Source organism: Nocardioides luteus, from assembly GCF_000960475.2.
In the GTDB taxonomy this organism is placed as follows: Bacteria; Actinomycetota; Actinomycetes; order Propionibacteriales; family Nocardioidaceae; genus Nocardioides; species Nocardioides luteus_A.
The window spans coordinates 1-22,876 of record NZ_JZDQ02000022.1; the positions used below are offsets into that span (position 1 = coordinate 1).

Annotated in this window: 20 protein-coding genes; 10 read left to right on the plus strand and 10 right to left on the minus strand. The window is 70.9% G+C overall.

Features of this window, described 5'->3' with window-relative positions; genetic code table 11:
- The 3 genes from UG56_RS15950 to UG56_RS15960 form a co-directional block, all read left to right on the plus strand.
- Positions 1-939 (plus strand): carbohydrate ABC transporter permease (locus tag UG56_RS15950; RefSeq protein WP_071327128.1); only part of this gene is annotated, 939 nt, incomplete at its 5' end.
- Complete coding sequence (locus tag UG56_RS15955; protein ID WP_045550380.1) at positions 923-1,798, plus strand: sugar ABC transporter permease; 876 nt, start codon at positions 923-925, stop codon at positions 1,796-1,798. The genes UG56_RS15950 and UG56_RS15955, both read left to right, overlap by 17 nt.
- 14 nt (positions 1,799-1,812) lie before the next feature.
- Positions 1,813-3,423: a glycoside hydrolase family 13 protein gene (locus UG56_RS15960; protein WP_045550379.1), complete on the plus strand. Its 1,611-nt coding sequence runs from the start codon at positions 1,813-1,815 to the stop codon at positions 3,421-3,423.
- A 95-nt stretch (positions 3,424-3,518) separates the two neighbouring features.
- Here the strand turns inward: UG56_RS15960 and UG56_RS15965 are convergent, their stop codons facing one another.
- Positions 3,519-4,322 carry a TrmH family RNA methyltransferase gene (locus tag UG56_RS15965; protein ID WP_045550378.1) on the minus strand — a complete coding sequence of 268 codons (804 nt, stop codon included), beginning with the start codon at positions 4,320-4,322 and terminating at the stop codon, positions 3,519-3,521.
- Between the two features lie 113 nt (positions 4,323-4,435).
- A complete protein-coding gene (gene cobA / locus UG56_RS15970; protein ID WP_045550377.1) occupies positions 4,436-5,674 on the minus strand; it encodes a uroporphyrinogen-III C-methyltransferase in 1,239 nt (412 codons plus the stop codon).
- 69 nt (positions 5,675-5,743) lie between these two features.
- On the opposite strand from cobA, the gene UG56_RS15975 reads away from it, so the two are divergent.
- Positions 5,744-6,271 carry a YbhB/YbcL family Raf kinase inhibitor-like protein gene (locus tag UG56_RS15975; RefSeq protein ID WP_045550376.1) on the plus strand — a complete coding sequence of 176 codons (528 nt, stop codon included), beginning with the start codon at positions 5,744-5,746 and terminating at the stop codon, positions 6,269-6,271.
- A 33-nt stretch (positions 6,272-6,304) separates the two neighbouring features.
- Here UG56_RS15975 and UG56_RS15980 read toward each other — a convergent pair whose 3' ends face one another.
- The 3 genes from UG56_RS15980 to UG56_RS15990 all read right to left on the minus strand — a co-directional run bounded on the left by UG56_RS15980 (position 6,305) and on the right by UG56_RS15990 (position 8,916).
- Positions 6,305-6,982, minus strand: coding sequence for a response regulator (locus UG56_RS15980; RefSeq protein ID WP_045550375.1), 678 nt, complete (start codon positions 6,980-6,982; stop codon positions 6,305-6,307).
- Positions 6,983-7,099: 117 nt separating this feature from the next.
- Entirely contained in the window at positions 7,100-7,744 is a 645-nt protein-coding gene (locus UG56_RS15985) for an FMN reductase (RefSeq protein ID WP_045550374.1), read from the minus strand.
- Positions 7,741-8,916, minus strand: coding sequence for an LLM class flavin-dependent oxidoreductase (locus tag UG56_RS15990; RefSeq protein WP_045550373.1), 1,176 nt, complete (start codon positions 8,914-8,916; stop codon positions 7,741-7,743). Before UG56_RS15990 ends, UG56_RS15985 begins: the two co-directional genes overlap by 4 nt.
- Before the next feature lie 138 nt (positions 8,917-9,054).
- On the opposite strand from UG56_RS15990, the gene UG56_RS15995 reads away from it, so the two are divergent.
- From UG56_RS15995 to UG56_RS16005, 3 genes are read left to right on the plus strand one after another with little or no spacing between them, the layout of a single operon-like run.
- Complete coding sequence (locus UG56_RS15995; protein ID WP_256206673.1) at positions 9,055-9,876, plus strand: ABC transporter permease; 822 nt, start codon at positions 9,055-9,057, stop codon at positions 9,874-9,876.
- Positions 9,869-10,675 (plus strand): ABC transporter permease, encoded by an 807-nt coding sequence (locus UG56_RS16000; protein ID WP_045550372.1) that lies wholly within the window; start codon positions 9,869-9,871, stop codon positions 10,673-10,675. The genes UG56_RS15995 and UG56_RS16000 overlap by 8 nt, the downstream gene beginning before the upstream one ends.
- Positions 10,676-10,680: 5 nt before the next feature.
- Positions 10,681-11,628, plus strand: coding sequence for an ABC transporter ATP-binding protein (locus tag UG56_RS16005; RefSeq protein WP_177191492.1), 948 nt, complete (start codon positions 10,681-10,683; stop codon positions 11,626-11,628).
- A gap of 109 nt (positions 11,629-11,737) precedes the next feature.
- On the opposite strand, the gene UG56_RS16010 is transcribed toward UG56_RS16005, so the two are convergent.
- Genes UG56_RS16010 through UG56_RS16020 form a run of 3 tightly spaced genes read right to left on the minus strand, consistent with a single transcriptional unit; the run spans position 11,738 to position 15,928 of the window.
- The gene (locus UG56_RS16010) at positions 11,738-13,108 is read right to left on the minus strand and encodes a condensation domain-containing protein (protein WP_071327129.1); all 1,371 of its coding nucleotides are present in this window, start codon (positions 13,106-13,108) and stop codon (positions 11,738-11,740) included.
- Positions 13,089-14,546 carry a condensation domain-containing protein gene (locus UG56_RS16015; protein ID WP_071327130.1) on the minus strand — a complete coding sequence of 486 codons (1,458 nt, stop codon included), beginning with the start codon at positions 14,544-14,546 and terminating at the stop codon, positions 13,089-13,091. Before UG56_RS16015 ends, UG56_RS16010 begins: the two co-directional genes overlap by 20 nt.
- Positions 14,543-15,928, minus strand: a complete 1,386-nt coding sequence (locus UG56_RS16020; RefSeq protein ID WP_071327131.1) for a condensation domain-containing protein — start codon at positions 15,926-15,928, stop codon at positions 14,543-14,545. Before UG56_RS16020 ends, UG56_RS16015 begins: the two co-directional genes overlap by 4 nt.
- A 314-nt stretch (positions 15,929-16,242) precedes the next feature.
- Here UG56_RS16020 and UG56_RS16025 point away from each other — a divergent pair, with 314 nt between their 5' ends.
- A complete protein-coding gene (locus UG56_RS16025) occupies positions 16,243-17,592 on the plus strand; it encodes a hypothetical protein (RefSeq protein ID WP_045551987.1) in 1,350 nt (449 codons plus the stop codon).
- A gap of 35 nt (positions 17,593-17,627) precedes the next feature.
- On the opposite strand, the gene UG56_RS16030 is transcribed toward UG56_RS16025, so the two are convergent.
- A complete protein-coding gene (locus UG56_RS16030; protein ID WP_071327132.1) occupies positions 17,628-18,893 on the minus strand; it encodes a glycosyltransferase in 1,266 nt (421 codons plus the stop codon).
- 38 nt (positions 18,894-18,931) lie between these two features.
- Between UG56_RS16030 and UG56_RS16035 the strand changes: the two genes are divergently transcribed.
- Positions 18,932-20,350, plus strand: coding sequence for a hypothetical protein (locus tag UG56_RS16035; RefSeq protein WP_084101141.1), 1,419 nt, complete (start codon positions 18,932-18,934; stop codon positions 20,348-20,350).
- A gap of 12 nt (positions 20,351-20,362) precedes the next feature.
- Complete coding sequence (locus UG56_RS16040; RefSeq protein ID WP_045551955.1) at positions 20,363-21,316, plus strand: alpha/beta hydrolase; 954 nt, start codon at positions 20,363-20,365, stop codon at positions 21,314-21,316.
- A gap of 7 nt (positions 21,317-21,323) precedes the next feature.
- On the opposite strand, the gene UG56_RS16045 is transcribed toward UG56_RS16040, so the two are convergent.
- Positions 21,324-22,853 (minus strand): amino acid permease, encoded by a 1,530-nt coding sequence (locus UG56_RS16045; RefSeq protein ID WP_045551954.1) that lies wholly within the window; start codon positions 22,851-22,853, stop codon positions 21,324-21,326.
- Positions 22,854-22,876 lie beyond the last annotated feature (23 nt).

Below are 22,876 nucleotides of genomic sequence, written 5' to 3' on the forward strand. Positions count from 1 at the left end.
CGCCCCGTCCAGCGCGTGCGAGACACCTACCGCCGTTACTGGTACGCCTACGCGATGGTCGCGCCCGTCGTGATCGTCCTCGGCGTGCTGGTCGGCTACCCACTCCTGCGCGGCTTCTACCTGACCCTGACCGACGCCAACAGCCTCAACTCGGCACGCACCATCGGCGTCAACACCATCGACGCGACGTACAAGTTCATCGGTCTGGACAACTACGCCGAGATCCTGTGGGGCCCGTCGGCCTACGACCGCTTCTGGTCCCACTTCGTGTGGACCATCGTCTGGACCGTCACCTGTGTCGTCCTGCACTACGCGATCGGCCTCGGACTGGCGCTGCTCCTCAACCAGCGGCTGCGCGGACGCGTGGCGTACCGGCTCCTGCTGATCCTGCCGTGGGCGGTGCCGACCTTCGTGACCGTCTTCGCCTGGCGGATCATGCTGGCCGACGCTGGCGTCATCAACTCGATGCTGAACACCATCGGGCTCGTCGAGCCGCAGTGGCTCGAGGACCCGACCTGGCAGCGTACGGCCGCGATCATGGTCAACACCTGGTGCGGCGTGCCGTTCATGATGCTCTCCCTGCTCGGCGGGCTGCAGTCGATCGACGAGAACCTCTACGAGGCCGCCGAGATCGACGGCGCCAACGCCTGGCAACGGTTCCGGCACGTCACCCTGCCGGGGCTGTCCTCGGTGAGCTCGACCGTCGTCCTGCTCGGCGTGATCTGGACCTTCAACCAGTTCGCGATCATCTTCCTGCTCTTCGGCAACACCGCGCCGGACGCGCAGATCCTGGTCACCTGGGCCTACCGACTCGGCTTCGGGCAGCAGCCTCGTGACTTCGCCATGTCCGCGGCGTACGGCGTCCTGCTGCTCGCGATCCTGATCGTCTTCACGTCCTTCTACTACCGGTGGTTGAAACGCAATGACCAGCTCGCCTAGCACCTACGCGCCCCGTCAGCAGCGCCGACGCGGCGACCTCGGCCCGGTCGGACGCGCGGGTACGCACGTGACGCTCGCCGTGGCATCGCTGATCGCGCTGTTCCCGATCGTCTGGCTCGTCTACCTGTCCCTGGGACCGGACAAGGACGACTACCTCCACCCCGGCGGCATCTTCGCGAAGGCGACGCTGGACAACTACTCGTTCGTGCTGACCAACACCGAGTTCTTCAACTGGCTGTGGTCGACGCTCGTGGTCGCCGGTGGCACGACCCTGTTCGGCGTGATGTCGGCGGCGACGACCGGCTACGCGGTCTCCCGGATGCGGTTCCCGGGCCACCGGGCGCTGATGTGGGTCCTGCTGCTGACGCAGGCGTTCCCGATCGCGGTGCTGATCGTGCCGATGTACGAGATCTTCTCCCAGCTCCATCTGGTCGACAACCGGTTCGGCCTGGTCCTGGTCAACTGCACCACGATCGTCCCCTACTGCTCGTGGCTGCTGAAGGGCTACTTCGACACCATCCCGGTCGAGCTCGACGAGGCCGGCATGATCGACGGGCTCACCCCGTTCGGTACGTTCTGGCGGCTGATCCTGCCGCTGGCCCGCCCCGGCCTGGCGGTGGCCGCGTTCTACGCCTTCATCACCGCCTTCGCCGAGGTCGCGTTCGCCTCGACGTTCCTGCTCGACGACTCGAAGTACACCTTCGCGGTCGGGCTGCAGAGCTTTATCAGCGAGCACGACGCGCAGTGGAACCTGATGGCCGCCACCGCCGTGCTCATCGCCATCCCCGTGACCGTCTTCTTCTACCTCGTCCAACGACACGTCGTCACCGGTCTGACAGCCGGCGGCGTCAAGGGCTGAAAGGTTCTTCTCTCATGAACACCGAATGGTGGCGCGACGCCGTCATCTACCAGGTCTACCCGCGCAGCTTCGCCGACAGCGACGGCGACGGCACCGGCGACCTTCCCGGGATTCGGTCACGGCTCCCCTACCTCCGCTCGCTGGGCGTGGATGCGGTCTGGCTGAGCCCGTTCTACGCCTCGCCGCAGGCCGACGGGGGCTACGACGTCTCCGACTACCGTGCGGTCGACCCGCGCTACGGGACGCTCGACGACGCCCGCGCACTGATCTCTTCTGCCCACGAGCTCGGGCTCAAGATCATCGCCGACATCGTCCCCAACCACTCCTCCGACCAGCACGAGTGGTTCCAGCAGGCGCTGGCGGAAGGTCCCGGGTCGCCGATGCGCTCGCGCTACCACTTCCTGCCCGGACGCGGGCCGGACGGCTCGGAGCCACCCAACGACTGGGACTCGATCTTCGGCGGTCCCGCCTGGACCCGGGTCCCCGACGGCGAGTGGTATCTCCACCTCTTCGCCCCCGAGCAGCCCGACTTCAACTGGAACTCCCCCGAGGTCGCCGCCGAGTTCCTGGACATCCTGCGGTTCTGGCTCGACCTCGGCATCGACGGCTTCCGCATCGACGTCGCCCACGGCCTGGTCAAGGCCGAGGGCCTGCCGTCGATCGGTCACTCCGACCAGCTCCACCTGCTCGGCAACGACGTGATGCCGTTCTTCGACCAGGACGGCGTCCACGAGATCTACCGGACGTGGCGGAAGGTGCTGTCGGACTATCCCGGACGGATCTTCGTCGCCGAGGCGTGGACCCCGACCGTGGCGCGGTCGGCCAACTACGTACGCCCCGACGAGCTGCACCAGGCCTTCAACTTCGAGTACCTCGACACCGCCTGGGACGCCGCCGCGCTGCGCAAGGTCATCGACAGCTCCCTGGACGCGATGCGCCCGGTCGGCGCTCCGGCGACCTGGGTGCTCTCCAACCACGACGTCACCCGGCATGCGACCCGGTTCGCCAACCCTCCGGGGTCGGGGACCCAGATCCGTACGCCTGGTGACCGCGCTCTGGGGCTCCGGCGAGCTCGCGCGGCGACGCTGCTCATGCTCGCGCTCCCGGGGTCGGCGTACGTCTACCAGGGCGAGGAGCTCGGCCTCCCCGACGTCACCGACCTGCCCGACGAGGTCCGCCAGGACCCGTCCTTCCACCGTGCCAACGGCCAGGACGGGTTCCGCGACGGCTGCCGCGTGCCGCTGCCGTGGACCCGGACGGGTACGTCCTACGGCTTCGGCGACGGCGGCTCCTGGCTGCCCCAGCCCGACTCGTGGGGCGAGCTGAGCGTCGAGGCGCAGACCGGAGTCGAGGGCTCCACCCTCGAGCTCTACCGCTCGGCGCTGAAGATCCGGCGCGAGACCCCCGGCCTCGGCGCCGGCGACGCCGTCACCTGGCACGACGAGGCCCCCGCCGGGGTGCTCTGGTTCGAGCGCTCTGGTTTCGTCTGCACCGTCAACACCACCAAGGAGCCCGTACGCATCGCAGCACCTGGTGACGTACTCCTCTCCTCCTCGGGCCCCATGCCCGTCACCGACGGCGCCGCCGACCTCCCCGGCGACACGACCGTCTGGTGGCAGATCTAGCCGAGAAGTCACCCCCGTCGGCCGAGTGGGCACATCCGTGCCGACTCGGCCGACGTACGTGACGCCTCGGCCGACGGGGCTGACGCCTCGGCAGGCTAGCGGCGGGCGGTGACGTAGCAGGCGACGGCGGTGGCCGCGGCGACGTTGAGGGAGTCGATGCCGGCGGACATCGGGATGATGGCGCGGCGGTCGGCGGCCTGCTGCCAGCGTGGGGAGAGGCCGTGGCCCTCGGAGCCGAGGACGAGGGCGACCTTGTCGACGCCTTCGACGGCCTTCTCGATGTCGACGGCGTCGTCGGCCAGGGTCAGCGCGACGGTGGTGAAGCCGGCGGCGGAGAGGGACGGGAGCGCTTCGTACCAGTCCGGGAGGCGGGTCCACGGGAGCGCGAAGACCGCACCCATCGCGACCTTGATCGAGCGCCGGTAGAGCGGGTCGGCGCAGCGGGGAGCCAGCAGGACGGCGTCGAACCCGAGCGCCGCGCCGGACCGGAAGATCGCGCCGACGTTGGTGTGGTCGACGATGTCCTCGAGCACCAGCACCGAACGAGCGCCGGCCAGGACCGACTCCACCGACGGCAGCGGTCGCCGCTCCATCGACGCCAGCGCACCGCGGTGCACGTGGAACCCGGTCACCTGCTCCGCGGCCTGCTCGCTCATCACGTAGCACGGCGCATCGGTCGACTCGAGCACGTCGGCGAGCCCGTCGAGCCACTTCGGCGCCATCAGGAACGAGCGCGGCTCGAACCCGCCGGTCACGGCGCGGCGTACGACCTTCTCGCCTTCGGCCAGGAACAGCCCCTCCGAGGACTCGAGGGACTTACGCAGCTCGACGTCGCGCAGGTCGCGGTAGTCGGCGAGCCGGGCGTCGGCGGGGTCGGAGATCTCGATCAGGGTGGCCATGAGGGGTCCAGCGTAGGTCTGGGCCGGACTCCCCCACACATCCGTACGTCTCCCCACCCGTGGGTGGCTTCCCCACGCACCGGAGGGTGGGGAAGCTCCACCCGAGTGGGGAACTACGCCGGCGCCGAGAAGGAGTCGGGGTGGGCGACGCGGACGACCTCGCCGATGACGATGATCGCGGGGGGCTGGACGTTCTCGTCGGCCAAGGTCTTCTCGAGGGTCTCGAGGGTCGCCAGGACCGTACGCTCCGTGGGCATCGTGCCGTCGCAGATGATCGCGACCGGGGTCGAGCCGGCGCGTCCCCCGTCCATCAGGGCGGTCGCGATCGCGGGGGCGTTCTGGACGGCCATGAGGAGGACGAGGGTGCCGCCGAGCTGGGCCACGGCCGGCCAGTTGGTCAGCGAGGTCGGGTCGCTCGGCGGGACGTGGCCGGAGATGACGGTGAACTCGTGGGCGACGCCGCGGTGGGTCACCGGGATCCCGGCGACGCCGGGGACGGTCACCGGCGAGGTCAGACCGGGGATGACGTGGACCGGCACGCCGGCCTCGCGGCAGGCCAGCACCTCCTCGAAGCCACGGCCGAAGATGAAGTTGTCGCCGCCCTTGAAGCGCGCGACGGCCTTCCCCTCCTTGGCCGCCTCGACGATGATCCGGTTGATCTCCTCCTGCTGGGCCGAACGCCCGCGGGGCAGCTTGGCGACGTCGACCAGCTCGACGTCGGCGGGCAGCTCGGAGAGCAGCTCGCGCGGCGCCAGGCGGTCGGCGACGACGATGTCGGCCTCCATGAGCGCCTTGCGGCCGGCGACCGAGATCAGCCCGGGGTCACCCGGACCTCCACCGACCAGGGTCACACCGGGCACCCGCTGGCGCTCGTGCGGAGCGATCAGGTCGCCGGAGCGCAGGCCGTCGAGGATCCGGTCGCGTACGCCCGCCGAGCGTCGCGGGTCGCGGTTCGCCAGCACGGCGACGGTGAGGTCGCCGTCCTGCCCGGTCGCCGGGGTCCAGGCGGTGGCCCGCGTGCCGTCGTCGGAGCGTACGCAGAAGATCCGTCTCTCCTCGGCAGCGGCCGAGACCTCCTCGTTGACGTCGGCGTTCTGGGTCGCGGCGATGACGTACCACGCGCCGTCGAGCACCGAAGCGGTGAAACGCTCCGAGCGCCAGGTGATCTCGCCCGAGCCGAGCAGCCCTTCCAAGGCGGGGGTCAGCGACGGCGAGACGACCTCGACCCGCGCCCCTGCGGCGATCAGCGCCGGCACGCGCCGCTGCGCCACCCGGCCACCACCCACGACGACCACCCGACGACCCTCGAGGATGAGGCCGGCGGGATAGGGAACGGCATGCTCAGAACTCATGGGTACATCCTCGCCCAACACCGCACCACGTCCTGACAACGGGTCGATTCGCGGACTACGTTGGTGGCCATGGCACTCGATCGCCCGGTGAAGCCGGATCCCTACTCGCTCATGCCCGCCCTCCCCTCCTTCACGCTGACCAGCCAGGACGTGACCGACGGCCAGCCGCTGAAGCAGGATCAGGTCTACGACGGCGGCAACACCTCCCCGCAGCTCAGCTGGAGCGGCGCGCCGGAGGGGACGAAGTCGTACGTCATCACCTGCTTCGACCCCGACGCGCCCACGCCGAGCGGCTTCTGGCACTGGGCCCTGGTCGACGTCCCCGCCGACGTGACCGAGCTCCCGGCGGGCGCCGGTGCGGCGGACGCCGAGCTTCCGGGCAAGGCGTTCCACGTCGCGAGCGACTTCGGCACCAAGGACTTCGGCGGCGCCGCTCCCCCGGCCGGCGACCAGGTCCACCGCTACTACTTCGTCGTCCACGCCGTCGGCGAGGAGACGCTGGGCGTGGACGACGGGGTCACCCCGGCGGTCGTCTCGTTCAACCTGGCCTTCAAGGCGCTGGCCCGCGCCGTCGTGGTGGGCACCTACCAGCACTGAGCTCCGGCGGTGGGAGCCCCCGGGCTCCCACCGTCAGCCGGAGGCGAGATGGGTCAGCAGCGTCGGCGTGCGCCGGTGCTCGATGTCTCCGGAGAGACCGAGCGCGAGGAAGATCTCGCTCAGGCACCGCTCGAACTGCCGTCGGCCACTGAAGAGCCTGCTGATGATCGCGCGCTCGGGGAACCCTGCCTGAACCAGGCCCAGCACCTCGCTCTGCCGCATCGTCAGCCTCGCCATCGCCTCGGCATCGGCGTCCGGTGACGCCGCGACCATCCGGGTGATGACCTCCGGGTCGACGACGACCTCACCCGACGCCACCCGCCCGACGACGTCGAGGAAGTGCGGGATGGTGCGTACGCGGGACTTGCGCAGGTAGCCGAGACCGCCGGTGCCGGCGCTGGCGAAGACCGGGGCCGCGTACGCCGTGTCGAGGGAGTCCGCGAGCACGACGATGCCCATCTCCGGCACCTTCTCGTGCAGCCGGACCGCGGCCCGGATCCCCTCGTCGCCAGGGCCCTCCTCGACGGGGCCCAGACGGGCGTCGGTGATCACCAGCGTGGGCAGCGTGTCGGTGGCCGCCTGGATGAGCGCCTCCGCGTCGCCGGCGTCGCCCACGACCTGGTAGCCACCACGCGCGAGCAGAGTCGTGAGTCCAGCACGGAGTAGAGGCGACTCGTCGGCAACGACGACGCTCGGCTCATAGCTGGGCACAACGGCTCCGCTCGGTGTTGGGGGCAGCGGTCGAGACGCATTCTGTCGTACTCGACGGCAAACCCTCGGTATCTCGCGTCCGTGTTCGCATCGACCCCCGGAGCAACGGCCCCGGGATCAGAACTCCGGCGGCCCCTCGGAGGCCCGCTTGAGCAGGGTCTCGAAGGAGGTCGGGTTGGCGAACTCGTCCTCGACCAGCGTCCGGTGCGGCGCGGGGGTGGGCGTGCCTCCGCCGACCGCCAGCAGGGCGGCCAGCTCGGCGGCGGCGCGGTCGACCCGCTTGGGGAGCTCCGGGCCACCGGCGAAGTCGTCGGTGGCGGCGAAGACCCCGGTCGGGACGACCACGGCGTGCAGGTAGGCGAAGAGCGGGCGCAGCGCGTGCTCGAGCACCAGCGAGTGCCGGGCGGTGCCGGCTGTCGCGGCGATCAGGACCGGCTTGGCGTCGAGGACGCCCTGCTCGAGGACGTCGAAGAACGTCTTGAACAGGCCCGAGTAGGAGGCCGAGAAGACCGGCGTGACCGCGATGACGCCGTCGGCGCGACGTACGTGGTCGATGGCCGTCTGCAGCGCCGGCTTGGCGAAGCCGGTGAGCAGGTTGTCGGTCAGCTCGTGCGCCAGGCCGCGCAGCTCGATGTGCTCGACTTCGATCTCGGCGCCCCGGGCCTGGACGGCCCGGGTCGTCGCCTCGCCGAGCATGTCGGCGAGCAGCTTGGTCGAGGACGGGACCGAGAGCCCCGCCGAGACCACCACGATCCGGGTCACAGCTCCCCCTCGAGCACCTTGGCGACCTCCGGGTCGTGGATGTCGCGGTCGGACGAGCCGGTGGCGGAGTCGGCCTCGGCGTAGACGGTGGAGTCCTTGGCGCCGCCGGCCTTCTCCACCAGGGAGGCGTGGGTCGGGGCGTCCGGGACACCCGGCTTGCGCAGCTTCTCGAACTCCGCGCGCAGGGTCGGGAGGATCTCGCCGTAGAGGTCGAGCTGCTCCAGCACGGTCTTCAGCGGCAGCCCGGCGTGGTCGAGCAGGAAGAGCTGGCGCTGGTAGTCGCCGACGTACTCACGGAACGAGAGGGTCCGCTCGATGACCTGCTGCGGCGAGCCGACGGTCAGCGGCGTGGCCTCGCTGAAGTCCTCCAGCGAGGGGCCGTGGCCGTAGACCGGGGCGTTGTCGAAGTAGGGCCGGAACTCGTTGATCGCGTCCTGGGAGTTGGGCCGCATGAAGAACTGCCCACCCAGCCCGACGATCGCCTGGTCGGCGGTGCCGTGGCCGTAGTGCTCGAAGCGCTGCCGGTAGAGCTGCACCATCTGCTTGGTGTGCGAGGCCGGCCAGAAGATGTGGTTGTGGAAGAAGCCGTCGCCATAGTACGCAGCTTGCTCGGCGATCTCCGGCGAGCGGATCGAGCCGTGCCAGACGAACGGCGCGACGCCGTCCAGCGGCCGCGGCGTCGAGGTGTAGCCCTGCAGCGGCGTACGGAACCGGCCGGACCAGTCGACGACGTCCTCGCTCCACAGCCGGCGCAGCAGGGCGTAGTTCTCGATCGCCAGGTTGATGCCCTGGCGGATGTCCTTGCCGAACCAGGGGTAGACCGGGCCGGTGTTGCCGCGGCCCATCATCAGGTCGACGCGGCCGTCGGTGAGGTGCTGGATCTTGGCGTAGTCCTCCGCGATCAGCACCGGGTCGGTGGTGGTGATCAGCGTGGTCGCGGTGCTCAGGATGATGTTCTCGGTCTGGGCACCGATGTAGGCCAGCGTCGCGGTCGGGTTGGAGGCGATGAACGGCGGGTTGTGGTGCTCACCCGTCGCGAAGACGTCCAGGCCCACCTCCTCGGCGTGCTTGGCGATCTCGACGGTGGCCTTGATCCGCTCGTGCTCCGTCGGGGTCTTGCCGGTCGTCGGGTCCATGGTCACGTCACCGACGGTGAAGATGCCGAACTGCATACCCATTTGTTCACTGCCCCTTTCGTGGTCCTGCCACGATAGTTGAAATCCGAACTACTCGGCAAACAGTTGCTGCATCAACGTTATTCCAGGAAACCCCGTGGCGTACGCAGCCCCTCCTGTGCCAACGTACGTCAGGTGTCCGGGGCGTTCCATGCACAGCTGAGTCTGTATGCCGCGATCGCCACCCGCTCGTTCCGCCGCTACTCCACCTACACCGCGGCGACGCTCGCCGGGATCTTCACCAACTCGGTCTTCGGGATCATCCTCAGCTTCGCCTATCTGGCCCTGTGGGAGCAGAACCCGTCGGCCGGTGGCTACGGGGCCGAGCAGGCGGTCACCTTCGTCTGGATCGGGCAGGCGCTGCTGATGACCATCGCGCTGTGGAGCGGCGGCTCGACCGACGACCTCGCCGAGCGGATCCGCACCGGGGACATCGCCGTCGACCTCTACCGTCCGGTCAGCGTCCTCGGCTGGTATCTCGCCGCCGACCTCGGTCGCGGGCTCTACCACTTCGCGACCCGGGGCGTGGCGCCGACGATCGTGGGCGCGCTGCTCTTCGGGCTGGTCCTGCCCTCCCCCGCCGGCGCGGCCGGGTTCCTGGTCAGCGTCGCCCTCGCCGTCGTGGTCAGCTTCGCGGTCCGGTTCCTCTTCGCCGCCAGCGCGTTCTGGCTCCTGGACGCGACCGGGCCGCGGGTGCTGCTCAGCGTGCTGGCCACCTTCTTCAGCGGGCTGACCCTGCCGCTCAACCTCTTCCCGGACGGTCTGCGCCAGGTCGCGCTGGCACTGCCGTTCGCCTCCTACGTCCAGACCCCCGCCGACATCTGGCTGGGCCGCCACAGCGGGCCCGACCTGCTCGCCGCGATCGGGCTGCAGGTCGCCTGGGCGGTCCTCCTGCTGGGGGCGTGCGCGCTCGTGCTGCGGGCCGCGACCCGGAAGGTGGTGGTCCAAGGTGGTTGAGGTCGCTCACGCGGTCCGCGCCTACTGGCTCATCGCGGCGCTGTGGATCCGGGCCTCGATGGCCTACCCGCTCTCGTTCTGGACGATGACGGTCGGCGGTGTGCTGATCACGTTCCTCGACTTCGTCGCGATCTGGCTGATGTTCAGCCACCTCGACAGCTACGGCGGCTTCACGCTGCGCGAGATCGGCCTGCTCTACGGAGTCACCTCGATCTCGTTCCGTCTCGCCGACATGCTGGTCGGGAGCGTGGAGAAGATCGGCCAGAAGGTACGCAGCGGGGATCTCGACGCGATGATGACCAAGCCGGTCCCGGTGCTGGCGCAGCTGTGCGCCGACCGGTTCGAGCTGCGCCGGCTCGGCCAGATCGCCCAGAGCGTCGCGGTCTTCGGATGGGCGGCCCCGATCGTGGAGTGGAACCCGCAGCGGCTGGCCGTGCTCGCGATGGCGCTCGTGTCGGGCGTGGTCATCTACTTCTGCGTGTTCGTGGCCTTCTCGACGATCCAGTTCTGGACCACCGACGCCTCGGAGTTCGCGAACGCCTTCACCTACGGCGGGAACACGATCATGCAGTACCCGATGACGATCTTCCCGCTGGAGGTCGTCCGGTCCCTCACCTACCTGCTGCCGCTGACGTTCGTGAACTGGTATCCGTGCCTGTTCCTGCTCGGGCTCCACGACCCGTTCGGCGCACCGGGCTGGTTCCGCTTCGCATCGCCCCTGGCCGCCCTGGTGCTGGTCGGCGTGACCACGCTGGTGTGGCGTCAGGGGCTTCGCCGCTACCGATCCACAGGGAGCTGATCTCGTTGTCGTTGATCGAGGTGCGGGACCTGTCCCGCGAGTTCACCATCCGCAAGCGTGTGGGTGTCGTGAGGCGTACGTCGGTGGTGAAGCGGGCCGTCCACGACCTCTCCTTCGAGATCGACGCCGGCGAGATGGTCGGCTACATCGGCCCCAACGGCGCTGGGAAGTCGACGACCATCAAGATGCTCACCGGCATCCTGGTGCCCTCCGGCGGGTCGGCGATCGTCGCCGGGCTGGAGCCGGCCCGCCAGCGCCGCGAGCTGGCCCGGCGGATCGGCGTGGTCTTCGGGCAGCGTACGTCGCTGTGGTGGGACCTTCCGCTGCGCGACTCCTTCGAGCTGCTGCGGCGGATCTACCGGATCCCGGACCAGACCTTCCAGCGCAACCTCGACGACCACGTCGCGCTGCTGGACCTCGGCGACCTGATGGACACGCCCGTGCGGCAGCTCAGCCTGGGGCAGCGGATGCGTGGCGACATCGCCGCCGCCCTGCTCCACGACCCCGAGATCCTCTACCTCGACGAGCCGACGATCGGGCTCGACGTGATCTCCAAGGGGCGGCTGCGGGAGTTCCTGCGCGCCCTCAACCACGAGCGCGGCACCACCCTGATGCTCACCACCCACGACCTGCAGGACATCGAGGCGCTCTGCGACCGGGTCATCGTGATCGACCACGGCACCGCCGTCTTCGACGGCCCGCTGTCCTCGCTGCGCCTCAACGGCGACGCCTCCCGCACGCTCGTCGTCGACCTCGTCGACGAGGCACCGGCGATCTCCGTCGAAGGGGCTCAGGTGGTGAAGGTCGAAGGCCCGCGCCAGTGGCTCTCGTTCCCGGCCGGCGCCTCCGCTGCTCCCCTGGTCGCGCAGGTCGCGGCTGCGTACGACGTCGCCGACCTGTCGATCCACGAGCCGGCCATCGAGGACGTCATCCGCACGCTGTACGGAGGGTGAGGGCACCGTGGGGAGTCGGTTCGCTGCCTTTCACTAGACGATGACACTTCGTGAAGCGCTTCACGAAGTGTCATCGTCTAGTAAAAGGTCGGGACCTGCGCCGGCCCGGTCACTCGATCCGGAGGACGGCGAGGTCGTCGGGCTGACGGGAGAGGTCGACGAGGGTGTGGCGGAGGCGGTCGAGGAGGGACTCGACGGACGACGCGGCCACCGACGTGTCGGGGTAGCGGATCCGGACGGCGAGGCCCGAGTGGGTGCGGGAGAACCAGATCTGGACGTCGTCGGCCTGGGTGGAGGCCGAGATGTGCTGGGCGTCGCGGTCGAGGTGGGCCGAGCCGCCGGGGACGTGGCGGTAGTCGACCCAGGAGACGACGAAGACGTCGCTGCGGGTCTGCACCAGCGGCTCGGTGAGCGAGCCGAGGACCTGGTCGAGGGGCACCGAGCCGAGGCGTACGCCATGACGGACGGCGTCGCCGGCCTCGGCCAGGCCCACGTCGGTGAGCGAGGCGGGGACGGTGAGCGGGACGGTGGTCGTGTACCAGCCGATCGAGCGGGCCAGGGGGCCTGTGGAGCGGGTGGAGACCGGTGCCATCGTGTCCAGGCGGTCACCGCCGCCGAGGTCGGCGACCGCGGTGGCGAGGGCGGCCAGGACGGCGGCGTACGTCGAGGCGCCGCTGTTGCGGGCGCGCGCGCCGATGCGGTCCATCAGGCCGGCGTCGGCGAGCGGAGCCACCGCGGTGGCCTGGGCGGCCCGCTTTCCCGGCTCGAGGCCGAGCGGCAGCGGAAAGGTCGGCAGCCGGTGGCCGCGGCCAGCGAGGAACTCGCCCCAGCCACGGAGCAGCGGGTCGTCATCAGCGACCCGCGCGGGACCGTCGGCACCCTGCGAGACGGCTTCGAGGAACGAGGTCACCGGAGGCAGCGAGGGCGCCTCGCCACCCTCGGTGAAGGCGGCGTAGAGGGTGGCGAGCTCCTCGACCGCGACCGCGACGGAGTGGGCGTCGCAGTGCAGGTGGTCCATGCCGAGGACGATCGTGGAGCGGTCGGGACGGGAGATCGCGGCGGGCAGGAAGGCGGGATAGCCGAACGGCCCGCACCGCTCGTCGAGCGCGCCGTGCAGCGCCTCGCGGGTCTCCTCGACCGTCGTGGTGTGACCGACGGTGGCCACCGACCAGGTCAGGGTGCCGGGGTGGTGGCGACGCGCCCGCGGCCCGTCGGAGCCGGCGACGACCTCGAGCTGCAGGCTGCCGTGGCGGGCGAGGAACGCGCGCCAGGTGCGGGAGAGGGCGACCGGCTCGATCGGGCCGTCGACGTCGAAGGCGGCCGCCAGCCAGACGGTCGGCGCCCCGGCCATCGCACCGGCGAGGTGGTTGCGCTGGTTGAGCGAGAGCTCGGCCGGCGCGCCGTGCGGCGGGGCCGAGAGATCCCAGCGCAGCAGCGTGCCCGGCCGGGGCTCCCACAGGTCAGCGGTCGTGACCAGCATGTCCGGTCCCGATGATCTGGTCGGCGTCGACGGGGCACACCGGCAGACCGAGGTCGGCGAGCACGTCGCGGAGCGCCTCGACGTAGGTCACCACGGCCCTCCCGCCCTGCTCGGTGTCGGGGCTCTGGGTGGCCACCTCGAAGCGATCGGCGAAGCGGTTGACCCACAGGCTCGCGTTCGCGGTACGTCCCTCGCCGGTGAAGTGCAGCCCGGTGTCGAACGGCTCGGTGCCGGCGCCGGGGAACTTGCGTACGTCGAGGTAGGAGACCATCTGCGGGCTCGCCAGCTCGGTCGGCGCCAGCACCCCGCCGGCGACCATCGCGCCCAGCGGCACGTGCACCGGGGTGCGGGCCAGGTCGCGGGCGGTCCCGAAGGCCTTCTCCGCGGCGAGCACCGTCTCCGCGAACACGGTCTCCTCGACTGTGGGCCCGAGTTGCATCGAGACGGGTGCGAAGTTGCAGAACCAGCCGTGCGACATCGCGGTCTGCTGCGTCCGGGTGCCCAGCACGGTGATCCCGAGGTAGTCCGAGCTGCCGGTCAGGCGCTGCTCGGCGTGGGCCAGGAGCGCGAAGACACCGCTGGTGAACCTTCCCCCGGCGGAGCGACACAGCGACTCGAGGGCGTCCACCGCCTCACCCTCCAGCGCGGTCCATCGGCGGACGCGGACCGGGGCGGTCTCCCCCGGGTCCAGCCCCAGCGGCACCGGGAACCGCGGCAGCCGCCCGCCGTGGCGCGAGACGATGTCGGCCCACTCGCGCACCGCCGGTGTCTCCGCGTCGCACGTCGCGGCGAGCTGCTGCTCGGCCGCTGCGTACGCCACGAAGCTGTCGGCCTCGGGCAGGGGCTCGGTCTCGGCGCCGAGCGCCGCGGCATAGGCGGCCCCGAGCTCGGCCGGGACCATCAGCTGCGAGGCGCCGTCGGTGAAGGCGTGGTCGCAGCCCCAGAAGTAGGTGAAGCCGTCCTCGCGCACGATCGCGCCGAGGAGGAACGGCGCCCAGGAGTCGGGGCGGCACTGCTCGTCCCACAGACCGACCAGGAGCTCCTGCCAGCCACCGGACCAGTCGGCCGGCTCCTCGACCTCGACGGCCTCGAAGGCGAGCGCCTCGGCCGGCACCAGGTGCCGCACCGGCACTGATCCCGAGAGGTCGAACCAGGTCCGCAGCCCCTCGTGGCGGCCCACGAACGAGGTCAGCGCCTCCGCATAGGCATCGGCCGAGAAGGCGCCAGAGAACTCACCGGCGGTGCCGGTCCAGGCGCGGTGGACGCCGCCGGCGGCCACCTTCGCGCGGTAGGCGTTGAGGTGGTCGGCCTGCAGGAACGAGGGCGCGCCCGGCGAGACCGGCGCGGCGTCGGCCGCAGCCTGGCACTCGGCGGTCGGCCGCAGCACGATCACCCGGCCGGGCGCCGGAGCCAGATCGGCGAGCGGCCCGATCCTCATGCCGTGCCCTCGAGCGCGGCGGCCTCGGGCTGCGCGATCTCGTCGAAGAGGTCGCTCATCCCGCCGATCAGGTCGCGCACGACCCGCTCGGCGGCGACGGTCTCCGGGTAGCGCGTGGAGACGTTGAGACCGTCCCGGTCGCGCACGAGCCAGAGGTAGACCTCGTCGTCGGCGCGGACGGGGGCCCGCAGCGTACGGGCGTCCCAGCCGTTCCAGCGTTCGGCGCCGGCGATGAAGCGGGTGTCCACGAAGGTGACCACGAAATGCGGAGCATCCGAGACACCGAGCAGGTCGGCGACCCGCGCGAACGGCTGCGGGACCAGGGGCTTCGACTCGGCCAGCGCGGTCTGGACGCGGGCAGCGACCTCGGCCAGGGTCGTCGCTCCGGTGATGTCGAGGGTGACCGGGACGAGACCGACGTACCAGCCGACGGCGGTGGCGTGCTCAGCGGTGTAACGGGTGTGCATGGGCGCCACGAAGCGCATCCGCTCCACACCGTGCTGGGCCCGCAGGACGTACGCCATCGCGCCCATCATCCCGGCCTGGAACGAGACACCCGCGCTCTTGCACAGCTCCGCGAGGGCCCGGGCCTGGCAGGGGTCGCCGAGCCACTGCGACAGGCTGGCCTGCGGCAGCGGCGAGGCCGAGGCGGGTACGTCGGTGATGCCCGGGACCGGGAAGTCGGCGAACCGGAGCCGGCCGTCGGGACCGGTCAGCCAGTCGCGCCAGACCCGCACTGACTCGCTCTCCAGCGACATCGCCTCTCCGGTGACCCGCTCGTCGGCGGCGTGGTCGATGTGGCTGCCGGTGGTGACGACCGCCAGGTCCGCGAACGACTCACCGGCCAGAGCCCGCTCGTAGAGCGTGGCGATCTCCTCGAACCAGAGCAGCTGGGAGTAGGCGTCCATGACGCCGTGGTCGGCGCCGAAGACCAGGGTGAAGCCGTCGGCGTCGGCCACCGTCGCGAAGACGACGTAGGGCCAGGCCGTGGGGTCGATGTGGTCGGCGAGGAAGTCCGAGAGGCAGCCCCGGGCGTCGTCGCCGTCGAAACGGCCGAGCGCCGTGGTGGCCACCGACACGTCCTCGGGGGCGAGCGCGCGGCGCCGCCGGCCCGCCGGGGTCTCCTCGACGGTCCCGCGCAGCGCCTCGTGGCGTCCGATCCAGGCCCGGAGCGCCAGGTCGAGCGCCGTCACGTCGAGCTGTCCCGTCAACCGCATGATCGATCCGATCCAGGATCCTGCCTCGGCGGTGTCGAGGTGCAGCTCGTGGTTGTGGGACAGCCGGCGGTCGTCGTCGACCCAGGCGCTCGGCTCCGCCGTGGGGATCCACGCGGTCACCTCGCCCGGGGGGACGTCGTACGCGGACAGCTCGGTGTACTCCATCGGAGGTGGAGTTCCTCTCTGAGGTGGGGGGCTCATTGCGGCACAACGCCAAGTCGGGGACCCGAACGAACCTCAAGAACGCCGTAGCCCGAGAAGGCGACCCGCCTGCGACGACAGCGATGTCGTCCCATGTCGCGGCCTATTGTGCACACAGGTGCGGACCCGAATTCGACTGCCCCCGGACGTGGGAATCGCCACACATCTTTATTGCCCCGGGGGGTTTACATGACGTATCGACTCCGATTGACTCCTCCCTCTGCGCGCGCTCCTGCCCCGCCTTGCCCGGCTGCCCGCTCTATCTCGAGGACTCCCCCATGCCAGCTGCCACCCGTGCACCGATCGACAACTCCGGCCGCCTCCAGTTCGCCGACGATCTCTTCGCCCGGCGCCACCGCGGCCTCGGGAGCCCGATCGCCAACCAGTGGATCTGGCGGCTCAACAGCCCCTACGACGCCGACCGGCTGCGCCACATCGCGGCCGGCCTGGCCGAGGGTGGGCTGTCGCGACAGCTGCACCGGGCGAGGTTCCCCGGGGCCCGCGACCTGTGGACCAACGCCGACCGTGAGTCGATCGAGCTCTACGAGGAGCTCCTTCCGGTCGCCGAGCTCACCGACTGGCTCCAGGAGCGCCACAGCGACCACCTCGACCCGCACGAGGGCCTGACCTACCGGCTCACCGCGATCAACCTCGACGACGGCACCTCGGTCGTCTCGATGCTGCTGGCCCACGCCGTCGGCGACGGCGGCTCGGTGCTCGACGCGGTGTGCCGTGCCGCCCGCGGCGAACCGCTGCGGCTCCCGGAAGCCCCCGCCAGGGGCTGGCACCGGCTCCGCGCCGAGGCCGCCGACTCCCGAGACCAGTGGCGCGCCGTTCGCGAATGGACCAAGGCCCGCCGCCGGGCGAAGAAGGACGGCACCGCCGCCCTGGCCACCAAGGCGCCCCGCGTCTACCCGGAGGCCACGCCGAACCCCGAGCCGGAGGCGTGGCGGATGCCGCGGATGATCACCGAGTTCGACACCGAGACGATGACGAAGATCGCCGCCGAGCACGGCGGCTCGACCAACGCCTGGTTCATCAACGTGGTCGCCGACCTGCTCGTCCGCATCGACCACGTCCCGGTCGACCGGGGCGACGTCCCGGTCTCGCTGCCGATGAGCGACTTCCAGCCCGGGGACGTACGCGCCAACTCGACGCGCGTGGCCATGGTCGAGGTGCCTCGCGACGTGCTCGACCGGCGCGACCTCGCCGCGATCAAGAAGCTCTCCAAGGCGGCCTACATCCGCCTCGGGCAGGCCGGGCCGGGGCTGGTCCCGGTGCCGCTGGCGATGATGCAGATGCTGCCCGACGCGGTGCTCGACAGGCTCCCGCAGCCGCCCGCCGCGGCCTGCATGGCCTCCAACCTGCCCCAGCTCCCCGACGACTACCGCTTCGCGATGGGCGAGGACGTACGCCTCGTGGCCGGCCTCGCCGGCTACCAGAACGCGACCGCCCAGGACGCCTACGACGTCGGCGGCGGGATCATCGCCTGGCTGATCCAGTCGGGGCCGCGTACGACGCTGAACCTGGTCGCCGCCGAGCCGGACCGCGTGCCCGACCTGGACTTCCTGAAGACGCTGGTCCTCGAGGAGCTCGGCTCGTGGGGTCTGACCGTCGAGGTGTGGTGACTCCCTCGGCTGTGCACATTGCTTCGGGCTTCGCTTCAGCGGGCTCGTTCGAGCGCGTCGGCGGCCCGGGCCACCGCGACCTCGGGCGTGATCAGCAGCGGTGCGACCTCGGCGGCCCGCTCCCGCACCTGCGGCATCAGCACCGAGCCGAGCGCCTCTCGGAGCCGGTCGCGGTCCAGGCGGGCGGCCCGGAACGAGGTGCCGACGCCGAGGTCACCGAGCAGACGGCCCCAGACGGGCTGGTCGGCCGAGTACCACCCGACCACGCTCGGGATCCCCGCCCGCAGCACCGCGGCCGTGGTGCCCGCCCCGCCGTGGTGGACGGCGGCGACGCACCGCGGCAGCACCGCGGCATGGTCGACGGCACCCACGAGACGTACGTGGTCGGGGACCTCGACCTCGAAGGAGTTCCAGCCGCTGCTGACGAGCGCGCGCAGGCCGAGGTCCGCGGTCGCGGCGGCGACCTCGGCCACCAGCCGGGCCGGATCGGCCACCGGCATCGACCCGAAGCCGACGTAGACCGGCGGATAGCCCTCCGCGAGCCAGTCGCCGAGGTCGTCGCCACCGGACTCGTTCGGCGCGGTCTCCCCCAGCCGGAGCCGGTCGGCCTCGCTCAGCGCCAGGAACCCGGCGAACGGACTCTGGATGCCCCACTCCCGCCTCAGCCCGGGGACGAGCAGCGGGTCGTAGGCCTGCACCTCGACAGCGCCACGGGCGCGGAGCCGGGTCTGGAGCGCGCTGCGGGCGGGCGGCAGGCCGAGCGCGGTCCGCTGGGTGTTCTCGGCCTCGCGGGTCAGCTCCCAGCGCATCTGCATGCCGACGTCCCACGCCTTCTGCTGGACCGCCTCGGGTCCGGGCACGACCTTGACCGACCGGTTGGAGCGGACCGGGAAGTAGTGCAGCGCCGCGAACCCGGCGCCGATCCGCTCCGCGAGGGCCGAGCCGACCTCCTGCCCGAGCAGACCCGCGACGACCACGTCGGCGCTGCCGCGCTCCCCTGCCAGCGAGACCAGGTCGGCGCGGAAGTCGTCCCAGCCGTGCGCGGAGACCGCGCGCACCGCCCGGACCCGGGTGCGAGGATTGGCCGAGCGCATCTCCTCGCGCACCAGGCTCGAGGCGAGCAGCGCACCGCTGTCAGGGCCGACAGCATGCGGGTCCAGCTCCAGCCGCGCGGCCAGCGGCACCAGGTTGGGCGCGACCCCGACGGTGACCTCGTGGCCGCGACGGCGCAGCTCGAGGGCCACGGCGAGCGCCGGCTGCACGTCGCCGCGGCTGCCCATCAACCCGAAGACGAACCGCATCGCGTCCCAGAATCCCCCAACGACAGGACCCAGACCACATGCCCGAGCCTGTGATGCTGCCCTCACTCCCGCCCGCAAGCCCCGGCGCCCGCCCGGCGCCGTTCGCTCCCGAGCGCACCAACCGGCTGACGTACGACGACGAGGTCTTCCTCCGCTCCGCGACCGTGATCGGGGTCCCGGTCGTGGGCCAGACCGCGTGGCGCTTCCCGGCAGAGATCCCGGTGGAGGCGGTCCAGGGGGTCGTCGACGAGCTGGCCAAGGGCCCGCTCAACCGCCTCGTCGTACGCCCGAAGGTGATCGGCGCGCGCTCGCGCTGGGTGCCGGCGACGACGGCCGAGCCGGTCCGCCTGCACCCCGACCGGATCAAGCCCGACCAGGTGATGGCCTGGCTCGACACGACCACCGACGAGGTGCCGTTCGACCCGGTCAAGGGACCCCTGTGGGCGTTCTTCATGGCCTACACCACCGACGGCGGCACGGTGGTGACCTACAACGCCTCGCACATCGTCTGCGACGGCGGGATGAAGCTCGGTGCCCTGATCGCGGCCGTACGCCGCCAGCCCCTGCCCCGGCTCCCCTTCGACGACCCCGCGGCGACCGAGGTCACCCGGAAGGACGACCGTCGCGACGCCCGGGCGATGGCGCGCGCCGCGGCCGGTGGCCTCCGGGCGGCCCGCAGGGCCGGGAAGCCGCCGGTCCTGGAGGCCCAGTCCTCCGAGAAGCGGCCGGTGCCGCCCCCGCAGCCCGACGACCACGTCGTCCACGAGGTGGCCTTCGCCGGCGCGGACTGCCCGGTCTCGGAGTGGAACGCGGCCGTCGAGCGCGCCGGCGGCACCTCCAACACCCTGCAGATCGCGCTCTCGGTCGAGGTGCTCCTCGCGGCCGGGATCGTCCGCCCCGGTGAGCCGGTGAAGATGTCGCTGCCCGTCTCGCTGCGCGGCGAGGGCGATCTGCGCTCCAACGCCACCTCGGGCGTCTCGATCGCGGTCGAGACCGAGCTGCGCGACGGGGTCGGCCGGGTCACCGACCTGGCCCACATCCGGGAGCGGTCGAAGAGGGAGTTCTCCGCCCTGTTCAAGGGCACCCGCCCGGACCCGATCGCCCACATCGCCCCGCTGGCGCAGATGATCCCGGACCGCGTCGCCAAGCCCCTGCTCAAGAACGTCGTCACTCCGCTTGGCCTGGCCTCCAACCTGGGCCGCCCCGACCCCGACTTCATCGCGCCCTTCGGCGTGGCCGCCGACGCGATCGTCTTCCGCGGCCTCGCGCTGGGCGCGACCCGCGGCGAGCTGCGCCGGATGCGGGGCGGGGTCACCTCGTGGTGGTGCGAGACCGGCGAGACGTGCACCTTCGGCATCCGTGCGCTCGACCCCGACGCGGTCCCCGACTCCGAGCGGCTGAAGGAGATCGTGACCGACGTCTACGGACGTTGGGGCCTGGTCCCTTCCTTCTGGTGAGAAGATGCCGTCATGACGATCGACGTACTCGGTGAGCCCTACACCGTCGAGACCATCGAGCTCGCGGACGACTTCGAGGGCACCGTCGTGGCCACGCTGGTCAAGCGCTCTGCCGACCTTGGGCACGACGGCGACGCGAAGGGCGCCGTGCTCTACGTGCACGGCTTCTCGGACTACTTCTTCCAGAAGGAGTACGCCGAGTGGTGGACCGCGCGCGGCTACGACTTCTACGGCCTCGACCTGCGCAAGTACGGCCGGTCCCTGCGCGAGCACCAGTCGGGGACGTACGTCGGCGATCTGTCGGAGTACTTCGACGAGATCGACGCCGCCTGGGAGCGGATCACCGAGCGCGACGGCCACTCCAAGGTCATGCTCAGCGCCCACTCCACCGGCGGCCTGACCACCTCGCTGTGGGCCGACGACCGCCAGCCCGACGCCCTGGCCGGGATGGTCCTCAACTCCCCGTGGCTCGACCTGCAGGGCTCGTTCCTGCTGCGCGAGATCGCCACGCCGGTGGTGCGCCGGATCGGCCACCGGGCGCCGATGCGCGAGCTCGGCCGCGACGTGAGCGGCTTCTACACCATGTCGCTCCACGTCCAGCACGACGGCGAGTGGGAGTTCGACCTCGGCCTCAAGCCGGTCGGTTCCTACCCGATCCGGCTCGGCTGGCTCAAGGCGATCCGCGACGGCCACGCCCGGCTCCACCGGGGCCTCGACGTGAAGGCCCCGGTGCTGGTGCTCTCCTCGGACCGCTCCAGCAAGCCCAAGGAGATGGGCGAGCTCGTCCACTCGACCGACATCGTGCTCGACGTGCGCCAGATCCGCCGCTGGTCGACCGCGATCGGCAGCCACGTCACCTACGTCGCCGTCCCCGGCGCGAAGCACGACGTGATCCTGTCGCGCCCTGAGGTCCGCAAGCAGGCCTACGCCGAGATCGAGCGCTGGCTGGCCGCCTACGGCGTCTGACGCCCCCTCAGTCGAGGGTGGTCTTCGGCCCCTTGAACCAGGTGCGGGCCGAGACCGCCCACCAGATCCCGAGGACGACCAGCGAGCCAACGGTGAGGACCGGTGCGTAGTTGACCGACTCCCAGGAGAAGTCGTCACTGGTGATCCAGCCGGACGGCACGAACGGCAGGATGAAGTAGACCGAGATGACCGCGATCTCGGCGACCGCGACCAGGTTGAGCCACTTGTAGTGCCGGCCGAGGGTCCACTGCCCGGTCTCGAAGGAGTCGCCGGCCTTCCAGCGCAGGAAGATCGGGATCGCGAAGGCGAGGTAGAGCCCGATCACCGCGACCGAGGTGATCGCGTAGAAGGCCAGCGGGATCCCACCGACGCCCCACAGCGCCGGCAGGGTGATGACCGCGCCGACGACCGCCACCAGCAGCACGGCGTTGACCGGGACCTTCCGGGCTTCGTTGACCTTGGCCCACAGCGAGGAGCCGGGCACCGCGCCGTCGCGGGCGAAGGCGTACGTCATCCGGGAGGCGCTGGTCAGGCAGGCGGTGGTGCAGAAGAGCTGCCCGGCGGTCGAGACCAGCAGCACCACGAAGTGCCACGAGGTGGGCAGCGCCTGGCCGAAGATCACGTCGACCGCGCCACCGCCCTCGCTCACCCCGTCGGGGTCCTGAACGGCGAAGAGGAACGCCAGCAGCAGGACGTACCCGCCGACCGCGGAGTAGAAGATCGAGCGCCAGATCCCCTTGGCGGCACCGTCGGCGGCGCCCTGGGTCTCCTCGGAGAGGTGCGCGGAGGCGTCGAAGCCGGTGATCGTGTACTGCGTCAGCAGGAACCCGAGCGGGAGCACCAGGAACCAGTACTTCGCGTCGGCGTAGCCGGAGTTGTTGATCCGCTCGGTGAAGACGTAGGTGAAGCTCTGGTGGTGGTCCGGGACGAGGACCAGCACCAGGACCACGACCGCGGCGCCGGCGACGTGCCACCACACCGAGATGTTGTTGATGACGGCGAGCAAGTGGCTGGAGAAGATGTTGGCGAGCGCGGCCAGCACCAGGATGACCAGGAAGATCGCGTAGACGCGGCCCAGCGAGTAGCCCTCCGCCCAGCCCTCGCTCAGCGTCGAGAGTGTCAGGTCGAGGAAGGTCGCGGCGCCGTACGCCACGCTCGCGGTCACCGCGAGCAGCCCGATCAGGTTCAGCCACCCGGTGAAGAAGCCCGCCGCCGGTCCGCCGAGCTTGGCCGCCCACCAGTAGATCCCACCCGAGGTCGGGTACGCCGAGACCAGCTCCGACATCGTGAAGCCGATGATCAGGATGAAGCCGGCGATGATCGGCCAGCCCCACGAGATGGCCACCGGTCCGCCGTTGTTCCACGCCTGGCCGAAGGTCGTGAAGCAGCCGGCGAGGATCGAGATGATCGAGAACGAGATGGCGAAGTTCGAGAACCCCGACCAGGTGCGGGCCAGCTCCTGCTTGTAGCCGAGCTTGGCCAGATGTGCTTCGTCGTCGAGATGGACAAGCTCGACGGTTTCGTGTGCCTCGGGCATGGCACGCCTCCGGATCTCGTGGG

Excerpts from the sequence above, each read along its gene's own strand:
- UG56_RS15955 (WP_045550380.1), top strand. The coding sequence starts at position 923 with ATGACCAGCTCGCCTAGCACCTACGCGCCCCGTCAGCAGCGCCGACGC.
- UG56_RS15960 (WP_045550379.1), top strand. The coding sequence starts at position 1,813 with ATGAACACCGAATGGTGGCGCGACGCCGTCATCTACCAGGTCTACCCG.
- UG56_RS15965 (WP_045550378.1), bottom strand. The coding sequence starts at position 4,322 with ATGGCCACCCTGATCGAGATCTCCGACCCCGCCGACGCCCGGCTCGCC.
- cobA (WP_045550377.1), bottom strand. The coding sequence starts at position 5,674 with ATGAGTTCTGAGCATGCCGTTCCCTATCCCGCCGGCCTCATCCTCGAG.
- UG56_RS15975 (WP_045550376.1), top strand. The coding sequence starts at position 5,744 with ATGGCACTCGATCGCCCGGTGAAGCCGGATCCCTACTCGCTCATGCCC.
- UG56_RS15990 (WP_045550373.1), bottom strand. The coding sequence starts at position 8,916 with ATGCAGTTCGGCATCTTCACCGTCGGTGACGTGACCATGGACCCGACG.
- UG56_RS16010 (WP_071327129.1), bottom strand. The coding sequence starts at position 13,108 with ATGCTGGTCACGACCGCTGACCTGTGGGAGCCCCGGCCGGGCACGCTG.
- UG56_RS16015 (WP_071327130.1), bottom strand. The coding sequence starts at position 14,546 with ATGAGGATCGGGCCGCTCGCCGATCTGGCTCCGGCGCCCGGCCGGGTG.
- UG56_RS16020 (WP_071327131.1), bottom strand. The coding sequence starts at position 15,928 with ATGGAGTACACCGAGCTGTCCGCGTACGACGTCCCCCCGGGCGAGGTG.
- UG56_RS16025 (WP_045551987.1), top strand. The coding sequence starts at position 16,243 with ATGCCAGCTGCCACCCGTGCACCGATCGACAACTCCGGCCGCCTCCAG.
- UG56_RS16030 (WP_071327132.1), bottom strand. The coding sequence starts at position 18,893 with ATGCGGTTCGTCTTCGGGTTGATGGGCAGCCGCGGCGACGTGCAGCCG.
- UG56_RS16035 (WP_084101141.1), top strand. The coding sequence starts at position 18,932 with ATGCCCGAGCCTGTGATGCTGCCCTCACTCCCGCCCGCAAGCCCCGGC.
- UG56_RS16040 (WP_045551955.1), top strand. The coding sequence starts at position 20,363 with ATGACGATCGACGTACTCGGTGAGCCCTACACCGTCGAGACCATCGAG.
- UG56_RS16045 (WP_045551954.1), bottom strand. The coding sequence starts at position 22,853 with ATGCCCGAGGCACACGAAACCGTCGAGCTTGTCCATCTCGACGACGAA.